The sequence below is a fragment of the Bradyrhizobium huanghuaihaiense genome (genome assembly GCF_007830635.1).
GTDB lineage: Bacteria > Pseudomonadota > Alphaproteobacteria > Rhizobiales > Xanthobacteraceae > Bradyrhizobium > Bradyrhizobium huanghuaihaiense.
The window spans coordinates 321,601-338,837 of record NZ_VLLA01000003.1 but is presented as its reverse complement, the minus strand read 5'-3'; the positions used below and the strand labels follow the sequence as shown (position 1 = coordinate 338,837).

Genomic DNA, 17,237 nt, shown 5'->3' with positions numbered 1-17,237 from the left:
CCTAGAACCCTCCATAGGGAATGCTGGCGGAACGAGCGATCGTGGAGGAGGGAGCCGGTGCGAGTGGAAGCGCGAAGATGATGCTGCTAGACGCGTCGTATGTCACGGTCACCACGTACACGTTCGTGGAGCTGCTCGATGGAGCGGCGCTGACGACAATTTTGCCCGGATCGAGCAGCGGGTAGGTCGCGGCGTTTGCAGAGACGTAGCCGGTTGCAATCGTGTTGCGCTCGCTGTCGGAGATGCCGGCGACTGACGAGCGGGCAGCTTCCGCGGCAAGCTGCTGGACCCCGTGGATCATCGTGAGATAGCCGCCGAAGATGACGATCCCAAACAGCATCAATAGAAAGAGAGGCGTAATCAGCGCGAATTCGACGGCGGAAGCGCCGCGCAGGCAGAGCACGAATCGAAGCATGTCGGACCTCAACCCTTTGTTGTGGTCGAGGATGCGGGCACGCTCGTTACGGCTTATTTTATGGATCGTTCCGTATATTTGCGGGTGCTATTGCGGGCTTTGGCCCCCAAAAAATTTATGGGGCTATAGAAAGCTTGCTTTAGGTCAACATCTCAGAGTTGTAGGGTATATTTAACGAGGACAACCAGGAGTTAATCCCTTTAAGGGAGATTAATTAAATGAATCAACGCAGGGGGTACGTAAATATTCCTACGGAAATCGTGCGTACTGCGATTGCGATCTCCCGAGACCGGGAGCCTGTCGAAGGCAGGTGAACTGCTGGGCCTGAGCCAGCCGGCGATCAGTTCCCAGATGAAGAGGCTTCAGAACCTGGTGGGCGGACCGCTGTTTGAGCGGACCTCGGCCGGTACGGCCCTCAGCGATCTCGGCAGGCTTGCCCTGCAACAAGCCAGACGCATGATCGAGGCGAATGACCAGTTACTGAGACTGTCCGGCAATACTGATCGTTCGCAGCCGGTCAGGCTGGGGCTCAATTCGCTCTTCGCGACCAATTTCTTCAAGGCGCAGCAATCTGCCGGCAGTCTTTCCGGCATTTTCGTCCAGGTCGATCAGTCCGGCACCCTCGCGAAAGCCTTGATCGAGGGATATCTCGACATTGCCTGCATGTTTGATCAGCCGCGCATGGATGGCGACATCCGCCAAATGATCGTAGCAGGAATTGAAGAGCCGCTCGTCTGGGTCAGGGCGAAGCAGTTTGTGGTAAGTCCGGGATCTCCCATTCCGATCCTGACATGGCCTGGCGACGATTGGATGGTACGAACGCTCGAACGTCACGAGATCTCATACAAGATCGTCTTCAACAGCCCCGATTTCGAGGTCAAGCTGCGAGCCGTGGAGGCCGGCATGGGATTCACCGCCGTGCCTGCCAGCAAGGTGCCCGACACGGTGATCGTCGCCAGGGACTATTATCTTCCTGAATTGCCGACCATACGCCGGATCATGTGCGTGAGAGCGAGTCTCGGCAACGCGCGTGTGGCTGAACTCACGAAGCAGCTGGGATCATTGTTCTTCGAGCCGAGATGAGTTCCTCAGCCCGGCGGCGCGAGCTTTCCGGGCTTAAAACCTGGTCACGATATCGGACAGCGCGGGGCGCGGACGGTCCTCGCTCGGCTTGGTCGGCGTGCCGATATGGACGAAGCCTGCGAGCTTCTCGTCCGGCTTGAGGCCAAGGCCGTCAAGCACGTCGCGATCGAAGGCGAACCAGCCGGTCAGCCAGCAGGCGCCATAGCCGAGCGCGGTCGCAGCCGTAACGATGTTCATGGCGCTGGCGCCCGCCGACAATTCCTGCTCGAAGGCCGGCACCTTCGGATGCGGCTTGGTGAAGCTGACGATGCCGATCACCAGTGGCGCGTCCATGAGGCGCTTGCGCTCGGTCTCGACGTCGGCGGCCGGCGCGCCCGGATTCTTGCGGGCAAACACCTTCGCGATCACCTCGCCGGCGCGCTGGCGGGCATCGCCCTCGAAGATGATGAAGCGCCAGGGCGCGAGCTTGCCGTGATCGGGCACACGGGCGCCGATGGTGAGGATCGTCTCGAGTTCGGCCGCCGACGGGCCGGGTCCGGTCATCTCGCGCGGCTTGACCGAGCGGCGGGTCTTCAGGAGTTCGATGGCGTCGGGCACGGGAAGGTCCTCTTCAGCTGGTCGTCGAGCGTGCCATACCGAGATAAGCATGCACGCCCGCAACCGGAAGCGAGTTTAGATCGATTTCAGGGATCAGACCGCGCCGCGAGCCCGCTTCACATCGGGCGGCGTCGCCTCGTCGACCAAGGCGGCAATCGCCTCGGTGGTCGTCATCACCTTCTGGCCGTCGCTGCCGAGCCGGCGGACGGAGACCGACTGCGTCTCGGCCTCCTTCTTGCCGACCACGAGCAGCGCCGGGATCTTGGCCAGCGAGTGCTCGCGGACCTTGTAGTTGATCTTCTCGTTGCGCAGGTCGATCTCGACCCGAAGCCCCGCGCGCCGCGCCTGTTCCAGCACCTGCTTGGCGTACTCGTCGCCTTCCGAGGTGATGGTCGTGACCACCGCCTGCACCGGCGAGAGCCAGAGCGGGAAGTTGCCGGCATAGTGCTCGATCAGGATGCCGATATAGCGCTCCATCGAGCCGCAGATGGCGCGGTGCACCATGACAGGCGGCTTCTTGCCGCCGTCATGGTCGATGTAGAACGCACCGAACCGCTCCGGCAGGTTGAAGTCGACCTGCGTGGTGCCGCACTGCCAGTCGCGGCCGATGGCGTCGCGCAGCACATATTCGAACTTCGGCCCGTAGAACGCGCCTTCGCCCGGGTTGATCTCGGTCTTGATGTGATTGTTCTGCGTCTGGATCTCGCGCAGGACGGTGGCCATCACGCGCTCGGCGTGATCCCACATCGCATCGGTGCCGACGCGCTTGTCGGGACGGGTCGACAGCTTCACCGTGAGGTCGCCGGTGAAGCCGAAATCCGCGTAGGTCGACAGGATCAGATCGTTGATCTTCAGGCACTCCTCGGCGAGCTGGTCCTCGGTGCAGAAGATGTGCGCGTCATCCTGGGTGAAGCCGCGCACGCGCATCAGGCCGTGCATGGCGCCGGACGGCTCGTAGCGATGCACCACGCCGAACTCGGCGAGGCGCAAGGGCAGGTCGCGATAGCTCTTCAGGCCGTGCTTGAAGATCTGAACGTGGCCGGGGCAGTTCATCGGCTTCAGCGCGAACCAGCGCTTGTCCTCGGCCTCGTCGCCGGCCGACTGCGCCGCGAACATGTTCTCGCGGTACCAGCCCCAATGGCCCGAAGTCTCCCACAGCACCTTGTCGAGGATCTGCGGCGCATTGACCTCGCTGTAATCGCCGGTCAGGCGGCGGCGCATATAGGCGATCAGCTGCTGGAAGATGGTCCAGCCCTTCGGATGCCAGAACACGACGCCCGGACCTTCTTCCTGGAAGTGGAAGAGGTCGAGCTCGCGCCCGAGCCTGCGGTGGTCGCGCTTCTCGGCTTCCTCGATCTGCTTCAGATAAGCGTCGAGGTCCTCCTGCTTGGCAAAGGCCGTACCGTAGATGCGGGTCAGCATCGGGTTGTTGGAATCGCCACGCCAATAGGCGCCGGCCACCTTCATCAGCTTGAAGGCATTGCCGACCTTGCCGGTCGAGGTCATGTGCGGGCCGCGGCAGAGATCGAACCAGTCGCCCTGGTAATAGATCTTGATCGGCTCGGTGCCGGGAATGGCGTCGACCAGCTCGACCTTGAAGGCCTCGCCCTTGTCGCGGAACACCTGCTTGGTCTTCTCGCGATCCCAGACTTCCTTGGTGAAGGGTTTGTCGCGCGCGATGATCTCGCGCATCTTCTTCTCGATCGCGGCAAAGTCTTCCGGCGTGAACGGCTCGTTGCGGAAGAAGTCGTAGTAGAAGCCGTTCTCGATCACCGGACCGATGGTGACCTGGGTGCCCGGCCACAGCGTCTGCACGGCTTCCGCCAGCACGTGCGCGCAGTCGTGGCGGATCAATTCGAGCGCGCGCGGGTCGTCGCGATTGACGAGCTCGATCTTGGCATCGGCCTCGATGGGATCGTTGAGGTCGGCGAGCTCGCCGTCGAGCGCCATCGCAACCGTGCGCTTGGCCAGCGACGGGGAAATGCCCTTGGCGATATCGAGGCCGGTGATGCCCTTGTCGTATTCGCGCCGGGCGCCGTCGGGGAAGGTGAGGGTGACTTTGGGAGCGGGGGTCACGGGCTTCAGGTTGGACAGGCTATACTGGAAGCCGGACTCGGATTTGGGCTGGTCGGTCATTGCTTTTCTCCTGAGGCTCACTCCTGCGAACGAGCGCAGGTAAGCGGGAACGAGCGATATATCAGGCGATTCGGCCTGTGCAATCCGGCATTTCCAAGAAAGTGAGGCGCAAAACCCGCGGCGCAGCCCCAACTATTTGGCGTTGTGCCCTTTAACTCGTCACACGCCGCCGCTACATGCGTTTGCATGGAAAATCCCCCGGCCGCCGGCCGTTTCGCGCCAACTGCCCTGATGCTCGGCAATCTCGTCACCGGCTGCTCGGTGCTGGCGCCGGCGGGCATGCTGCCGGAATTGTCGGCGGGGCTTGGGATCAGCATCCACGCGGCCGGGCTCCTGATCACTTTCGGTGCGGTGACGCTGTGCATCGGCTCGCCGCTGACGGCATGGCTGACCAGCCGCATCGAGCGACGGACTCTGCTCACCGGGACGCTAGCGGTCCTCGCACTCGGCAATCTCGCCTCGGCGTTTGCGCCCGACTATGCGAGCCTCCTCGTCATCCGCTTGGTCATGCTCGCGGTCGGTGCGCTCTACACGCCGCAGGCGGCGGGCACCGCGGCACTGATCGTGCCGGCGGAGCGGCGCGGCAGCACGATCGCCTATATCTTTCTCGGCTGGTCGCTGGCGGCCGCCGTCGGTCTGCCGTTGATCACCTTCATCGCCAGCCGCTATGGCTGGCACGCCGCCTATGGCGGGATCGGCGCGCTCGGCTGCATCAGCTTCCTGTTGCTGCTGCTGCGCCTGCCGGCGGGCTTGAAGGGCACGCCGGTGGATCTGAAGACCTGGAGTGCGGTCGGCCGTAGCAGGACGATTTTGCTGTTGCTGGCGATCACCATGCTGCAAATGTCCGGGCAGTTCGTGGTGTTCACCTTCATGGGCCCGCTGCTGAAGAAGCTGACCGGGGCGAGTCCCGATGCGGTCGGCATGGTGTTCGCCATCTATGGCATCTGCGGCTTCCTTGGAGTCGCCATCGCCACGCGTATCGTCGACACCTGGGGGCCTTACCGGACCTCGTTGCTGTTCACCTGCCTCGTGCTTGCGGGCATCGCCGTGTGGGCGCTGAGCGCGGGTACCATCGCGTTGATGGCGAGCGCGGTCGCGATCTGGGGGCTCGGCTTTGCCTCCACCAATTCGATGCAGCAGGTGCGGCTGGTCGCGGCCGCGCCGCCGCTGGCGCCGGCGACCGTCGCGCTCAACACCTCCGTCCTCTATATCGGCCAGGCCGTCGGGTCCGCCACCGGCGGACTGCTGTTCGCCCGCGAGCTCCTGCATGCGATCGGCTTCGTGGCGGTCGGCTTCGTCGTGCTGGCGCTGGTCCTGGTGATTCTGACCCGGCCCCGGCCGGCTGCGGCTGCGACGGCCTGACATCCCGCGTGTTCGTGTGCGCAAGGTGCTTGGCAAACGGCGCACTACAGCGCTAGAAGGCCGGTCATGGGGACCAAAGAGAGTTGACAGAGATGAGGATGATTCTGGCGGTTGCTGCGGTGCTCTATTCCACCTCCGCGTTCGCGCAAGCCGACAAGCCACCGATGATCGGGGACAAGCCGCTGGTGCAGGTCAAGCCCAAGGGGGCGAAGGAGGGGACCAAGGCGGCGGCCGCGACGGCTACTCCGGCGCCGAAGGGCAAGCCGCAATCGATCGCGGCGCGGCTCCAGGCCTGTCTCGAGATCGATGACGGCACCAAGGACCGTCTCAACTGCTACGACGCGGTGATCCCGCCGGCGCCGAAGCCGAAGCCGGCAAAGGCCAAGGGGTACGCCGATTGCCGCTTCTTCAAGGAAGAGGACGAGCGGCTGGCCTGCTTCAACGGCTTTGCCGAGAGCATTCCGAAGCTGCCCAAGACCTAACGCTTTGAGCCGGGCGGCTAATCGCTGATCCAGCTCAGCACGGCCCTGAAGGCAACGCCCGGCACTTGCAGCGCGCTGCCTTCGAACTCCGCCGTGTCGCCGTCCTCGCGACCAGTGAGCGTCAGCGTGATCCGGTCGATGCCGAACAGCGCCTTGAAGGACGGATCGTCATTGTAGCGCTGGGTCGAGATCTTGACCTTGATGCTGTCGCCTTCGCCCGTGTAGGTGCCGATGAAGGCGAAAGCGGAATTGCCGCCGCGCATCTTGCCATCCATCACATAGACGACGCCGCACCCGGTCCCGTGAACCGTGTGGAAGTCGGCCTTGTACAGTCCCTGACGCACCCGCATGTCCCCGCAGAATTCCGGCCGCAACTCGGCTGGCAAATTATGGTCGTTGGCAGTGAGCGCAATCCGTTGGCTCCCGGGAACGAAAGCCCATCAACATCACATTTTGATCAGCTGGTGAGACAATTGCAGGCAAGCGCGGGCAAATACCGGCTGGCGCAATATCCTAACGGCTTGACGCAACGCGCGTCAGGGCCAGCGCCGGCGTCGCCGACATCTTCACCAGCACGTCCTTGAGCGGATCCCGCGTCCAGGCGCGGGTCACGTAGTCGCGATGGGTGATGCCGTCGCCGGTTTCGACGAACACCACGCTGCCGGGGCGCAAGGGGCCGTCCATGTCCTCGGAGACGCTGATGCCCTTCTGCCTGAGCATGCTCATCAGCTCGCGGTCACGCCGTGCGGTGTAACGGGTGTAGGAGCTGACGAAGAAGCCGGAGCGGTGGCTCTCGATCCAGGAAGCGAACTTGTCCATTTCGCCATAGACGGCGTCGAGCAGCACCACGCCGCGGACGCGGTCGCTGATGCCGCCGACCTCGAGGCTCCAGGCCGTCGGCAGGAAGCCGCCGCTGTAGCCGACGATGACGATCGGCATGTTGGCGAAGGCGCGCGCGCTGTCGGGATCGCCGGTGAGGCGGGCGAGGTGGTTAGCCGATTCCTCCATGAAGCGCTTGAGGCCGCCGGCCTGCCAGAACTTGCCGGCACTAGAATCGGCGGCATCGACCGCCATCTGCGGCGCAAGCAGGATCGCATTGGCGCCGGAATCGGTGATCTGCCTGGGCACCAGCTGCCGGTCGCGCACGTCGCGCTCCAACGTCGCGCCATTGCCGTGGAAGAACACCACGATCACGCCGGGCTTGCGGACGTCGAAATGCTCGGGCACGTGCACCAGCACGCGGCTGTCGCTGTAGGTCTCGTCCTGCCAGTAGACGCGTCCGGAATAGCTGCGGTGGCCGCGGCGGTCGCCCTTGGAGATGTTGAGGAACGGCGCGTCGGAGGCGGGGTTGTTGCCGAAATAGGGGAAGGCGGACGATTTCATGCTGACGAGGGTCGTCAGGTCGTCGCGCGGCGGACGCTGGTAGGGGACTTGCGGCGCGAGCGAGGCGACCTTGTAGGGCGGCTGCTCCGGCTGCTGCTGCACGGCGCGCTTGGGCGAGAAGTCCGACATCTGCCGTTGCAGGAAGCTCTCGCTCGCAGAGGGGAAACGCTCCCTGAACTGCGGGGCGGGGAAGCGATCCTCGAATGTGTCGGCGCTGGCAATCTGTTGGGTGTTGGTCTTGGCGACCACCTGGACATTGGCCTGCGAGTTCGCAGCGAGCGCTGCCGGATTGGGCGCCTTGCCGCATTGAACCAGCGTCAGCGACAGCGGCACCAAGGCTGAGACGAGGCCGACACGGAGCGCACGACCGTGTCGACCGGACGATGCCCGGTCGGCACGAATGTCAGCTCTCATGTTCGGAACGGCCCCGACCATCCACCCATGACCCCAAAGTCACGTCCATCGGCAATCTCTAGACAATTGAGCCGACTGGCGTTTAGGCGACGTTAAGTGTCCGGAGAAACTTCCCCACATCCGGAACGCTCAAAAGGACCACGCAATCGTGTCGTGATTGTGGGGGTAGGGAACGGGATTTTCCGGTGTCTGGGTCGGTTTATCGCCCACGACCATGCATAAGCGGTGCGAAAATACCGATGCCCTTTGCCTCATTTAGCCCTTGTTAACCCTGCTTGAATTGACTGAAGCAAACTGCACGATGCTCCCCGTGAGGCGAGACGCCTGAGGTTAAGGACCCCGATGACGGCATCAGATGCGGGTACCGCACCCTGGACTGGCCGGCTGACCGGGAGCGGGCCCGGGGTCTCCGCTCTGGTCGCAACCGCCATCGTCGTTGCCGACATGATCGGGGTCGGCGTCTTCACCAGCCTCGGCTTCCAGGTCAAGGACATCCCGTCCGGCTTCTCGATCCTCCTGCTCTGGACCGTTGGCGGCATCGTCGCGCTGTGCGGCGTGTTCTCCTACAGCGAGCTGGGCGCGATGTTTCCGCGCTCGAGCGGCGAGTACAATTTCCTCGGCCGCGCCTATCATCCCGCCTTCGGCTTTCTCGCCGGCTGGGTCTCGGCGACGGTGGGCTTTGCAGCGCCCGTCGCGCTTGCCGCGATGGCCTTCGGCGAATACGCCAAGTCGGTCATTCCCGATCTGCCGCCGATCCCGCTCGCCCTCGGCGTGGTGTGGCTGGTCTCGATCGTGCAGCTGACCGGCGTCAGGCACTCCTCGACCTTCCAGCTGATCTCGACCATTTTGAAGGTCGTGCTGATCGTCGCCTTTCTGGTCGCCGGCTTCATCATCGGCGCGCCGCAGCCGATCGCCTTCACGCCGCAGCCGGGCGACCTCGCGCATATCGTCAGCGCGCCGTTTGCGATCGGACTCGTCTTCGTGATGTATTCGTTCTCGGGCTGGAATGCCGCGACCTACATCATCGGCGAGATGAACACGCCGCAACAAAGCCTGCCGCGTGCACTGCTCGCGGGCACGCTGATCGTGCTGGTGCTGTATGTCGCGCTGAACGCGGTGTTCCTCTATTCCACGCCCGTCGGCGCGCTCGCCGGCCAGCTCGACGTCGCCAGTGTCGCCGGCACCGCCATCTTCGGCAGCCTCGGCGGCCGGATCGTCGGCGCCATGATCTGCGTCGGTCTGATCTCCTCGATCAGCGCGATGATGTGGATCGGCCCGCGCGTGATGATGACGATGGGGGAGGACATTCCCGCCTTGCGCGTGTTCTCGAAGCGATCGGTCAGCGGTGCGCCGGCCTATGCCATCCTGTTCCAGCTTGCGGTCGCGACCCTGCTGCTGTTCACGCGCAGCTTCGAGGCCGTGCTCGACTTCATCCAGTTCGCGCTGTTGTTCTGCTCGTTCTTCACGGTCGCCGGTGTCATCAAGCTGCGCATCACCGATCCCGATCTGCCCAGACCCTATCGCGCCTGGGGATACCCGTTCACGCCGCTCGTTTTCCTGCTCGTGACCGCGTTCATGATGTACTACCTGCTGACCGAGCGACCGGTGCAGTCGCTCTCGGGGATGCTCGTCATGGTCTCGGGCCTGTTGATCTATGCTGTCTTCCGCAGGCGGCCGGTCGCCGCTGGCAATTCATCACACCGCGAATAGACATGTTTCGATCCATGAGAATTGCGGCAGTCGCTCTTGCCCTCCTGGCTGCGGCCGTCTCGTCCGCATCTGCCGCCGACGTCACCTTTGACGATACCGCGCGCTTCCTTGCGGGCATGCAGCCTGCGGCGGACTCGCCGCTGGTGCCGCTGACCAGGGACCCCAATTGGCAGCATCACGCAAAATTCTTCGACAACGCCTTCGCCCAGCTCGAGCAGCGGCAAATATCGAAGATCCGCGCCTGGGCCGACGTCAATCTGGCTGCGCCCCGGCCGACCATGTTCTACATGTTCAGCGGCCCGGACTTCCTCTACGCCAATGCCTTCTATTCCAAGGCCAGCACCTACGTGCTCGGCGCGCTGGAGCCGGTTGGCGCGGTGCCCGACCTGACGAAGGTGCCGCGCGGTTCGGTCGGCGCCGCGCTCTACAATGTCGAGCGCTCGCTCGGCTCGATCCTGAGCTTCTCCTTCTTCATCACCAAGCAGATGAAGGTCGACCTGCACGCCAACCAGGTCAACGGCACCTTGCCGATTCTCTATGTCTTCCTCGCCCGCTCCGGCAAGACTATCCGCAACGTCGAGATGGTCGCGCTCGACAATAAGGGCGGCATGCATGTGGGGAACGACAATCCGGGACCGAACGCGACGCGCGGTGTCCGCATCACCTTCGCCGGCAGCGACGGCGAGGTGCGCACGCTGTATTATTTCTCGACCGACCTCTCGAATTCCGGCGCGCGCGCGACCGGTTTCCTGAAGTTCAGCGAGACGCTAGGCCCCGGCAACAGCCTGCTCAAGAGCGCGTCCTATCTCATGCACTCCGGCAACTTCACGGTCGTCCGCGACTGGCTGCTCGCCAACAGCGCCACCATCGTCCAGGACGATTCAGGCATTCCGCTTGCCAACTACAATGCACGGCAGTGGCGCTTCTTCCCGTTCGGCCGCTACCTCGGGCCGATCGATGAGTTCCCCGGACGCTACCAGGAGCGCTACGCCGAACTGTTCACGCGCGCCCAGCCGATCGACTTCGGCGTCGGCTATCGCTGGCGCATGCATGAATCCAATCTTCTGCTGGCGGTGAAAGTGCCGGGAAGCGAGAGCGCGCCGGCGGCTGAGACCGCTTCGTCCGCCGAGCCGCCACGACCGCCGCGGCCGAAGCGACCGCGCCCGCCGGAGCCGATCCCGCCGCCGGGACGCTTCTTCTGGTTCCGCTAGCTACCAGTGCACGCTCTGGCTCGGCACCACGAAGGCCGTCGTGCTGGGCGGCGTTGCAAGGCTCGTCGCCAGATACCAGCCGGAGCCGGCCGCGAGCACCAGCAGTGCAATGATGGCGAGCATATCGAGGGTTCTGGGATCGTGAGGCTTCCTGGGACCAGGGTCGGGCCCCGGCCTGAGGTGAAAATGAGGGCTGATTTTCCAGCGCATTGTTGTTTCCTCCCGCGGGAGCATCACAACAACGCGAGGCGACGGTTCCAGTTCCCCCGAGGTCAGCGATGCGCAAAGCGCTGCAGCAAGCTCAGGACGCGTTGACGCCGCGCCAGCGGGCATACCGCCAGGGTAGATACCAGCGCGCGTTTTGCGGCGCGACGAGCGGCACATTGTCGATGCCCGAGGTGCCGTACGGATTGCAGCGGAGCAGGCGCGCGAGCGTCATCCAGCCGCCGGCCCAGAGCCCGAAGCGCTCGATCGCCTCATCGCCATAGACGGAGCAGGTCGGCAGGTGCCGGCAATTGTATCCGACCAGCGGCGAGAGCGTGTGGCGATAGAGCCAGATCAGCGCGCGGCCAAATCTTCGCGGAAGGCGAAGGACGCCCTCGACGGGAGTGGAACAATGCTCGCAGGTTGAATGCTTCATGGGCGCGTTGCTGCGACGTTAAGCGAAGTGTTGCCCGGTTCCGGCGCAGGGAACTGTAAGGTGTTGTTTGCGCGCCATATTTTGCCTGCTTTCTGGGAGCAGTGCAGCAAGTATCTGTGGACGATCTGTATTCGCCCGGATACCATTTTTATGACGGCCGTGTGTAGAAAACATACGCCTGTATGATGGACTCAGAGGGCGCTACCGGGGATTGTTTGGCGACCTTGGGGCTTTGGGGAAGGAACCAGATTGAAACTTCTGAACTCCCTTGATGTTCGCGGCTGGTTGCTGGTGGGAACCGCCGTCTGTGGAGTCGCGCTGGCCGGCGCCGTCGCGACATTCGGGTCATCGGCCCGAGCGGGTAGCGCTCTCGAAGAGCGCAAGTTGCCGATGAAGTTCAGCTGGGTCGCTTGCGAACCGAATTGCCGCGGCTGGGTCAGCGCGGTCGGCATCATCACCGCTGATACGCCCAAGGAGTTCGAAGAGTTTTCTCGCGGACGCCAGCTCGGCGGCGCCACCGTGGTGCTCGATTCCAGCGGCGGTTCCGTCAACGACGCGATCACGCTCGGCCGGCGCTTCCGCAATCTCGGACTTTTGACGACGGTCGGAATCAGCCTTCAGAACCGCGGCGGGCAGTCGGCCCGTCCTTCGGTCGCGCCCGAGGCCTATTGCGAGTCCATGTGCGTGTTCCTGCTGCTGGCCGGCAAGAAGCGCTATGTGCCGGAAGCAGCGCATGTTCGGGTCCACCAGATCTGGATGGGTGACCGCGCCGACGATGCCAAGGCCGCGAGCTACAGCGCACAGGACCTGATGATCGTGGAACGCGACATCGGCCGCCTCGCCAAATACACCTTCGACATGGGCGGCGCCGGAGACCTGCTGTCGCTCGCGCTCAGCGTTCCCCCCTGGGAAGATCTGCACGAGCTCGATGCAGGCGAGCTGAAGCTGACCAATCTGGTGACGACGGATCTCGTCGCCGACGTGCTGCCGCATGTGGACGTCACGGCACCGGCGATGGCGGAACTCGGGCCGAAGACGCAGGCGAGGTTCGGTGCGGAACTGGAGCAGTCGGCCAAATCGACCAAGACGGCGGAAGCCGTGGTGCCCACGGGCAGCGCGGCGGCGCCGGCTACCGCGGCGCAGAAGTAAGCTCCCCACACTGTCATTCCGGGGCGTCGCAAAGCGACGAACCCGGAATCCAGATGTTGTCGCACGAAATTCTCAGGTGCGCACTTGCGCACCATAGCTCGCGCTGGCGCGCGCCCGGAATGACGTCGTTTGGGCTCAGCCCTGTGCCGCGGCGGGCTGCTTGGCCTTGGCTTCGATCTGACCGATCGCATCGACCACCGCATCGAAGGTCAGCAGCGTCGAGGCGTGCCGTGCCTTGTAGTCGCGGACCGGCTCGAGGAACTTGATCTCCTCCCATTTGCCTTGAGGAGGCGTGCCGTTCTCCTTGAGCATCTTGCGAACGGTTTCGCGTAACTCACGGAGTTCGCTCGCAGTCGAGCCGACCACGTGACTTGCCATGATGGATGAAGAGGCCTGTCCCAGCGCACAGGCCTTCACGTCATGGGCGAAGTCGGTGACGGTGTCGCCATCCATCTTGAGGTCGATCTTCACGGTCGAGCCGCACAGTTTGGAGTGGGCGGTCGCGCTGGCATCGGGGGCCGACAGGCGCCCGAGGCGCGGAATATTCCCGGCCAGCTCGATGATTCGCTTGTTATAAATGTCGTTCAGCATGTGATGGAGTCCAACACGTCCACACCACTTCCGGGCCGGATCGGCCTTGGCGGGCGCGGTCCACGGTCCTATATAGGGTCGGAACTGGTGGAAAAACAGTCCAGCGGTGCGGCGGCGGTGATCCCGATCTGCGCTATCGACGTTGTGACCGAAGGGCCTTTTCGCCAAAACTGTTCTCTTCAGGCGTCCGGCGGCTTGCCGCCCCGTCTGCCGGTGACACTCCGGCCACAAGGCCGTCGAACGGAGTAGACATGGACGCTACAATCAAGCCGATCCGCCCCAATAAGCAGCTCGAGAGCCGCCCGGCCGAGCTCGATCCTGCCGAATTCCTCGCGGCCGCCGTCCGCGCCGATCAGCCGCGCCCCGCGCGCGCCGAGGCTGAACAGGCCGTGAAGACGCTGCTCGCCTATATCGGCGAGAACCCCCATCGCGAGGGCTTGCTCGACACGCCGCGCCGCGTGGTCGAGGCCTTCGACGAGCTCTATCAGGGCTACCACCAGTGCCCGGCCGAGGTGCTCGACCGCACCTTCGGCGAGACCGCCGGCTATGACGATTTCGTGCTGGTGCGCGACATCGAGTTCACCTCGCAGTGCGAGCATCACATGATGCCGTTCTACGGCAAGGCGCATATCGCCTACACTCCGGTGGAGCGCGTCGTCGGCCTGTCCAAGCTTGCCCGCCTGACCGACATTTTCGCCCGGAGGCTCCAGACCCAGGAGCATCTGACGGCGCAGATCGCAGCGGCCATCGACGAGATCCTGAAACCCCGCGGCGTTGCGGTGCTGATCGAGGCCGAGCATACCTGCATGTCGGTGCGCGGCGTCGCCAAGCATGGCGCCTCCACCTTCACCAGCCGCTACACCGGCATGTTCCGCGACAATCCGGCGGAGCAGGCCCGTTTCCTGTCCATGGTGCGAGGCCTGCAGCGCTGACCTCGCGAATGACCAGCGAGGTTTGTTGTGTCCGCTCACTCCCATGAGATCGAGGAAGGCCTTGCCTTCCTCCCCAAGTTCGACGCCGCGGGCCTCGTGACGGTCGTCGCGACCGACGTCGCTACGGGTGACGTGCTCATGGTCGCGCACATGAACGACGAGGCGCTGCGCAAGACCATCGCGACCGGCGAAGCCTGGTACTTCAGCCGCTCGCGCAATGCCTTGTGGCGAAAAGGTGAGACCTCAGGTCAGACCCAGCGCGTGGTCGAGATGCGCACCGATTGCGATCAGGACGCGGTCTGGATCCGCGTCGAGCAGATCGGCGCAGCCTGCCACACCGGCCGCCGGTCGTGCTTCTACCGCAAGGTCGAGGCCGAGGGCGGGGGAGCGAGGCTGGTGTTCACCGACGCGGACAGGCTGTTCGATCCGAATGCGGTCTATAAAAAGTAGCAACCTGTCATTCCGGGCGGCTCGAAGAGCCGACCCGGAATCTCGAGATTCCGGGTTCGCGCTTCGCGCGCCCCGGAATGACTCGGGGATGGGCAGGGAGAGCCGAAATTAACCCCGCATTAACCATACCTGTCCCACGGTGAGACGACAGGGCGCCGAATTGCCGGCGTCGCTCAACGCCGCGCGGGGCGGGCACTCCATCATGTCGGTCGACAATTCCAGTGCCTCGCAGACGGCGGTTCTCGATCCGACGCGGGCGCGTGTCGCCGGCGCGATCAAGCAGGCCTCGAACATCTCCGGCGTCAGCTTCCAGTACATGCTGACCACCGCCAAGATGGAATCGGATTTCGATCCGACGGCAGGCGCCACCACCTCGTCCGCGCACGGGCTCTACCAGTTCATCGACCAGACCTGGCTCGGCACCGTAAAGGAGGCGGGGAGCCAGCTCGGCTACGGCAACTATGCCGACGCCATCACCAGGACGTCGTCCGGCACCTACACCGTTGACGATCCCTTCATGAAGCGGTCGATCATGAAGCTGCGCGACGATCCGGAGGCCGCATCCAGCATGGCCGCGGCGCTGACGCAGTCGAACAGCTTCAAGCTCACTGGCCTGCTCGGACGCAGGCCGAGCGACAGCGAGCTCTACATGGCGCACTTCATGGGCGTCGGCGGGGCGGCAAAGCTGATCGCCAATGCCGAGGACAATCCGCAAGCCGTCGGCGCGCGGCTGTTTCCCAACGCGGCATCCGCCAATCGCTCGATCTTCTATGCCAAGGACGGCCGCGCCCGCAGTGTCTCCGAGGTCTATTCGGTGCTCGATGCGCGCTATGCCAGCGCGGCGAATTCGAAGGTCACGCGCAGCGCGATGGCGATGTATGGCGGCGCGCCCTCGACCACTGAGGTTGCCAGCGCCAATGGCGTGCAGCCCACAATGCCTGTGGTCGACAACGCGGCCTATCTCCAGACCTTCCCGAATACGCGCGCCGTGACGCCTGTCAGCGCGACGTCGTCAACGACGGTCGCCGACAATGCGCCGTCGACGCCGGTGTTTCGCTCGATCTATCAGCCTGGCGATGTCACGCAGCCGGTCTCGGCGACGGTGCAGAAATTGTGGGGCAACAACGCCTCGCTTACGTCAGTCGCCTCAGCGACGCCGGACGTGCGTCCGCCGCAGCCGCTCGATCTCTTCAGCGATCGCAGCGGCACGTTCTCGAGCTAGTCGAGATCTCGTGTCCCGGACGCGCTGCAACGCGTAGCGTTGCTGCGCAGAGCCGGGACCCACGCAACAAGCACTGTTCTCCAACATTTATGGGCCCCGGCTCAGCAGCGCATCACTTCGTGCTGCGCAGCGTCCGGGGCACGCGAACCGAGGCGTCTCGGTTCCCTTAACAAAACGTCAATAAAACCAGCCAGTTATGGTGAACGCTTTGTTAAGCGTCGTGGTTTATTTTGTGTTGCAGGTGACGAGCCGTCACCATTTTCGTTTGTTGTGTAAGCCGGAAGCAGCATGATTGTTCGGCAGTTCATCAATTGGATCAGGACGGCCCCCGCCGGCGAGCGGGCCGAGGCGACACGGGCGTTGGCCCGGGCCTGGCTGATCTCGGATCTCTCCCATGACGACCGCATCGCCGCCGAAGGCGCGCTTCTGATGCTGCTCGACGATCCCTCGCCGCTGGTGCGGCAGGCGATGGCCGAGGCGTTTGCGCGCAGCCCTGATGCGCCGGCGTCGATCGTGCGGGCGCTGTCAGCGGACCAGCCGACCGTCGCGCTGCCCGTGCTCGAACATTCTCCGTTGCTGATCGATGCCGATCTCGTCGACATCGTTGCGACCGGCAATGACGAGGTGCAGTGCGCGGTCGCCCGCCGCATCGCGCTGCCGGTGTCGGTTTGCGCCGCCATCGCCGAGGTCGGCTGCGCGGCGTCGGCGCTCGAGCTGATCGAAAATCCGCATGCCGAGCTCGCGCCGTTCTCATGGAATCGCATCGTCGAACGCCACGGCCATCTCGCCGCGATCCGCGAGGCGATGCTGGTGCTGGACGATCTGCCTGCCGCAACGCGCGCCGCGCTGGTGGCAAAGCTCTCGGAGACGCTGGCGCAATTCGTCGTGGCGCGGAACTGGCTGAGCGCCGACCGCGCCGAGCGCGTGACGATCGAGGCGCGCGACCGCTCCACCATCAACATCGCGGCGCGCTCGCGCGGCGACGACATGCAGGGCCTGGTGCATCATCTGCGCGTCACCGGCCAGCTGACCGCCGGCCTCATCCTGCGCGCGCTGCTGTCGAGCAATCTCGACCTGTTCGACGCGGCGCTGGCCGAGCTCGCCGACATGCCGCTGGCGCGCGTCACCGCGCTGCTGCACGACCGCGGCGGCAACAGCCTGCACGCGCTGCTGCGCCGCGCGGGCCTGCCCGAGGCGACGTTCGCGGCGTTCCAGGTCGCGCTCGATGCCTGCCACGAGCAGGGCTTTGTCGACAGCGACGACGGCGCGGCCCGGCTGCGCCGTCGCATGGTCGGGCGCGTGCTCACCCATTGCGAGACCGACCGCGGCGCCACCGAGCCGCTGATGGTCCTGCTCCGCCGCTTTGCCACAGAGTCCGCGCGCGAAGAGGCAAGGTTGTTCTGCGACGAGATCGTTGCGGATGATGCGATCGATCCGGTTCTGATCGCGGCCTAGCAAGA

18 protein-coding genes are annotated in these 17,237 nt (G+C 64.3%); 10 read left to right on the top strand and 8 right to left on the bottom strand.

What is annotated here, in order from left to right; translation table 11 throughout:
• Position 1 precedes the first annotated feature (1 nt).
• The gene (locus IQ16_RS09400) at positions 2 to 415 is read right to left on the bottom strand and encodes a TadE family protein (RefSeq protein ID WP_018647123.1); all 414 of its coding nucleotides are present in this window, start codon (positions 413 to 415) and stop codon (positions 2 to 4) included.
• Positions 416 to 688: 273 nt separating this feature from the next.
• On the opposite strand from IQ16_RS09400, the gene IQ16_RS09395 reads away from it, so the two are divergent.
• Positions 689 to 1,498, top strand: a complete 810-nt coding sequence (locus IQ16_RS09395; protein ID WP_020608097.1) for a LysR family transcriptional regulator — start codon at positions 689 to 691, stop codon at positions 1,496 to 1,498.
• Between the two features lie 33 nt (positions 1,499 to 1,531).
• Here IQ16_RS09395 and IQ16_RS09390 read toward each other — a convergent pair whose 3' ends face one another.
• A complete protein-coding gene (locus IQ16_RS09390) occupies positions 1,532 to 2,095 on the bottom strand; it encodes a nitroreductase family protein (RefSeq protein ID WP_018647125.1) in 564 nt (187 codons plus the stop codon).
• Between the two features lie 93 nt (positions 2,096 to 2,188).
• Positions 2,189 to 4,231 carry a threonine--tRNA ligase gene (gene thrS, locus IQ16_RS09385; protein ID WP_018647126.1) on the bottom strand — a complete coding sequence of 681 codons (2,043 nt, stop codon included), beginning with the start codon at positions 4,229 to 4,231 and terminating at the stop codon, positions 2,189 to 2,191.
• Positions 4,232 to 4,417: 186 nt separating this feature from the next.
• Between thrS and IQ16_RS09380 the strand changes: the two genes are divergently transcribed.
• Both IQ16_RS09380 and IQ16_RS09375 read left to right on the top strand, forming a co-directional pair.
• A complete protein-coding gene (locus IQ16_RS09380; protein WP_018647127.1) occupies positions 4,418 to 5,593 on the top strand; it encodes an MFS transporter in 1,176 nt (391 codons plus the stop codon).
• Between the two features lie 92 nt (positions 5,594 to 5,685).
• Positions 5,686 to 6,075 carry a hypothetical protein gene (locus IQ16_RS09375; RefSeq protein ID WP_018647128.1) on the top strand — a complete coding sequence of 130 codons (390 nt, stop codon included), beginning with the start codon at positions 5,686 to 5,688 and terminating at the stop codon, positions 6,073 to 6,075.
• Between the two features lie 17 nt (positions 6,076 to 6,092).
• Here IQ16_RS09375 and IQ16_RS09370 read toward each other — a convergent pair whose 3' ends face one another.
• Together IQ16_RS09370 and IQ16_RS09365 are read right to left on the bottom strand one after the other, a co-directional pair.
• A complete protein-coding gene (locus IQ16_RS09370; protein WP_244635607.1) occupies positions 6,093 to 6,425 on the bottom strand; it encodes a GrlR family regulatory protein in 333 nt (110 codons plus the stop codon).
• 163 nt (positions 6,426 to 6,588) lie between these two features.
• Positions 6,589 to 7,893: an alpha/beta hydrolase gene (locus IQ16_RS09365; protein WP_145831407.1), complete on the bottom strand. Its 1,305-nt coding sequence runs from the start codon at positions 7,891 to 7,893 to the stop codon at positions 6,589 to 6,591.
• A 321-nt stretch (positions 7,894 to 8,214) separates the two neighbouring features.
• Here IQ16_RS09365 and IQ16_RS09360 point away from each other — a divergent pair, with 321 nt between their 5' ends.
• Together IQ16_RS09360 and IQ16_RS09355 are read left to right on the top strand one after the other, a co-directional pair.
• Positions 8,215 to 9,582 carry an APC family permease gene (locus IQ16_RS09360; protein ID WP_018647131.1) on the top strand — a complete coding sequence of 456 codons (1,368 nt, stop codon included), beginning with the start codon at positions 8,215 to 8,217 and terminating at the stop codon, positions 9,580 to 9,582.
• Positions 9,583 to 9,584: 2 nt separating this feature from the next.
• Positions 9,585 to 10,793, top strand: coding sequence for a hypothetical protein (locus IQ16_RS09355; protein WP_018647132.1), 1,209 nt, complete (start codon positions 9,585 to 9,587; stop codon positions 10,791 to 10,793).
• On the opposite strand, the gene IQ16_RS47485 is transcribed toward IQ16_RS09355, so the two are convergent.
• Both IQ16_RS47485 and yidD read right to left on the bottom strand, forming a co-directional pair.
• Entirely contained in the window at positions 10,794 to 11,003 is a 210-nt protein-coding gene (locus IQ16_RS47485) for a hypothetical protein (RefSeq protein WP_026312647.1), read from the bottom strand. It abuts the gene before it with no gap.
• Positions 11,004 to 11,094: 91 nt separating this feature from the next.
• A complete protein-coding gene (gene yidD, locus IQ16_RS09345) occupies positions 11,095 to 11,433 on the bottom strand; it encodes a membrane protein insertion efficiency factor YidD (protein WP_018647134.1) in 339 nt (112 codons plus the stop codon).
• Between the two features lie 249 nt (positions 11,434 to 11,682).
• Here yidD and IQ16_RS09340 point away from each other — a divergent pair, with 249 nt between their 5' ends.
• Positions 11,683 to 12,582 carry a COG3904 family protein gene (locus IQ16_RS09340; protein ID WP_026312648.1) on the top strand — a complete coding sequence of 300 codons (900 nt, stop codon included), beginning with the start codon at positions 11,683 to 11,685 and terminating at the stop codon, positions 12,580 to 12,582.
• Positions 12,583 to 12,717: 135 nt separating this feature from the next.
• Here the strand turns inward: IQ16_RS09340 and IQ16_RS09335 are convergent, their stop codons facing one another.
• Positions 12,718 to 13,173: an iron-sulfur cluster assembly scaffold protein gene (locus IQ16_RS09335; protein ID WP_018647136.1), complete on the bottom strand. Its 456-nt coding sequence runs from the start codon at positions 13,171 to 13,173 to the stop codon at positions 12,718 to 12,720.
• A 251-nt stretch (positions 13,174 to 13,424) separates the two neighbouring features.
• On the opposite strand from IQ16_RS09335, the gene folE reads away from it, so the two are divergent.
• From folE to IQ16_RS09315, 4 genes are all read left to right on the top strand, one after another.
• Entirely contained in the window at positions 13,425 to 14,105 is a 681-nt protein-coding gene (gene folE / locus IQ16_RS09330; protein ID WP_018647137.1) for a GTP cyclohydrolase I FolE, read from the top strand.
• Positions 14,106 to 14,132: 27 nt separating this feature from the next.
• Positions 14,133 to 14,555, top strand: coding sequence for a phosphoribosyl-AMP cyclohydrolase (gene hisI, locus IQ16_RS09325; protein ID WP_018647138.1), 423 nt, complete (start codon positions 14,133 to 14,135; stop codon positions 14,553 to 14,555).
• Between the two features lie 160 nt (positions 14,556 to 14,715).
• Positions 14,716 to 15,777, top strand: a complete 1,062-nt coding sequence (locus IQ16_RS09320; protein WP_026312649.1) for a transglycosylase — start codon at positions 14,716 to 14,718, stop codon at positions 15,775 to 15,777.
• Between the two features lie 288 nt (positions 15,778 to 16,065).
• Complete coding sequence (locus tag IQ16_RS09315) at positions 16,066 to 17,232, top strand: DUF2336 domain-containing protein (RefSeq protein WP_145831406.1); 1,167 nt, start codon at positions 16,066 to 16,068, stop codon at positions 17,230 to 17,232.
• Positions 17,233 to 17,237 lie beyond the last annotated feature (5 nt).

Excerpts from the sequence above, each read along its gene's own strand:
- IQ16_RS09360 (WP_018647131.1), top strand. The coding sequence starts at position 8,215 with ATGACGGCATCAGATGCGGGTACCGCACCCTGGACTGGCCGGCTGACC.
- folE (WP_018647137.1), top strand. The coding sequence starts at position 13,425 with ATGGACGCTACAATCAAGCCGATCCGCCCCAATAAGCAGCTCGAGAGC.
- IQ16_RS09370 (WP_244635607.1), bottom strand. The coding sequence starts at position 6,425 with ATGCGGGTGCGTCAGGGACTGTACAAGGCCGACTTCCACACGGTTCAC.
- IQ16_RS09315 (WP_145831406.1), top strand. The coding sequence starts at position 16,066 with ATGATTGTTCGGCAGTTCATCAATTGGATCAGGACGGCCCCCGCCGGC.
- IQ16_RS09380 (WP_018647127.1), top strand. The coding sequence starts at position 4,418 with ATGGAAAATCCCCCGGCCGCCGGCCGTTTCGCGCCAACTGCCCTGATG.
- IQ16_RS09335 (WP_018647136.1), bottom strand. The coding sequence starts at position 13,173 with ATGCTGAACGACATTTATAACAAGCGAATCATCGAGCTGGCCGGGAAT.
- IQ16_RS09365 (WP_145831407.1), bottom strand. The coding sequence starts at position 7,893 with ATGGTCGGGGCCGTTCCGAACATGAGAGCTGACATTCGTGCCGACCGG.
- IQ16_RS09355 (WP_018647132.1), top strand. The coding sequence starts at position 9,585 with ATGTTTCGATCCATGAGAATTGCGGCAGTCGCTCTTGCCCTCCTGGCT.
- IQ16_RS09400 (WP_018647123.1), bottom strand. The coding sequence starts at position 415 with ATGCTTCGATTCGTGCTCTGCCTGCGCGGCGCTTCCGCCGTCGAATTC.
- IQ16_RS47485 (WP_026312647.1), bottom strand. The coding sequence starts at position 11,003 with ATGCGCTGGAAAATCAGCCCTCATTTTCACCTCAGGCCGGGGCCCGAC.
- IQ16_RS09375 (WP_018647128.1), top strand. The coding sequence starts at position 5,686 with ATGAGGATGATTCTGGCGGTTGCTGCGGTGCTCTATTCCACCTCCGCG.
- yidD (WP_018647134.1), bottom strand. The coding sequence starts at position 11,433 with ATGAAGCATTCAACCTGCGAGCATTGTTCCACTCCCGTCGAGGGCGTC.
- thrS (WP_018647126.1), bottom strand. The coding sequence starts at position 4,231 with ATGACCGACCAGCCCAAATCCGAGTCCGGCTTCCAGTATAGCCTGTCC.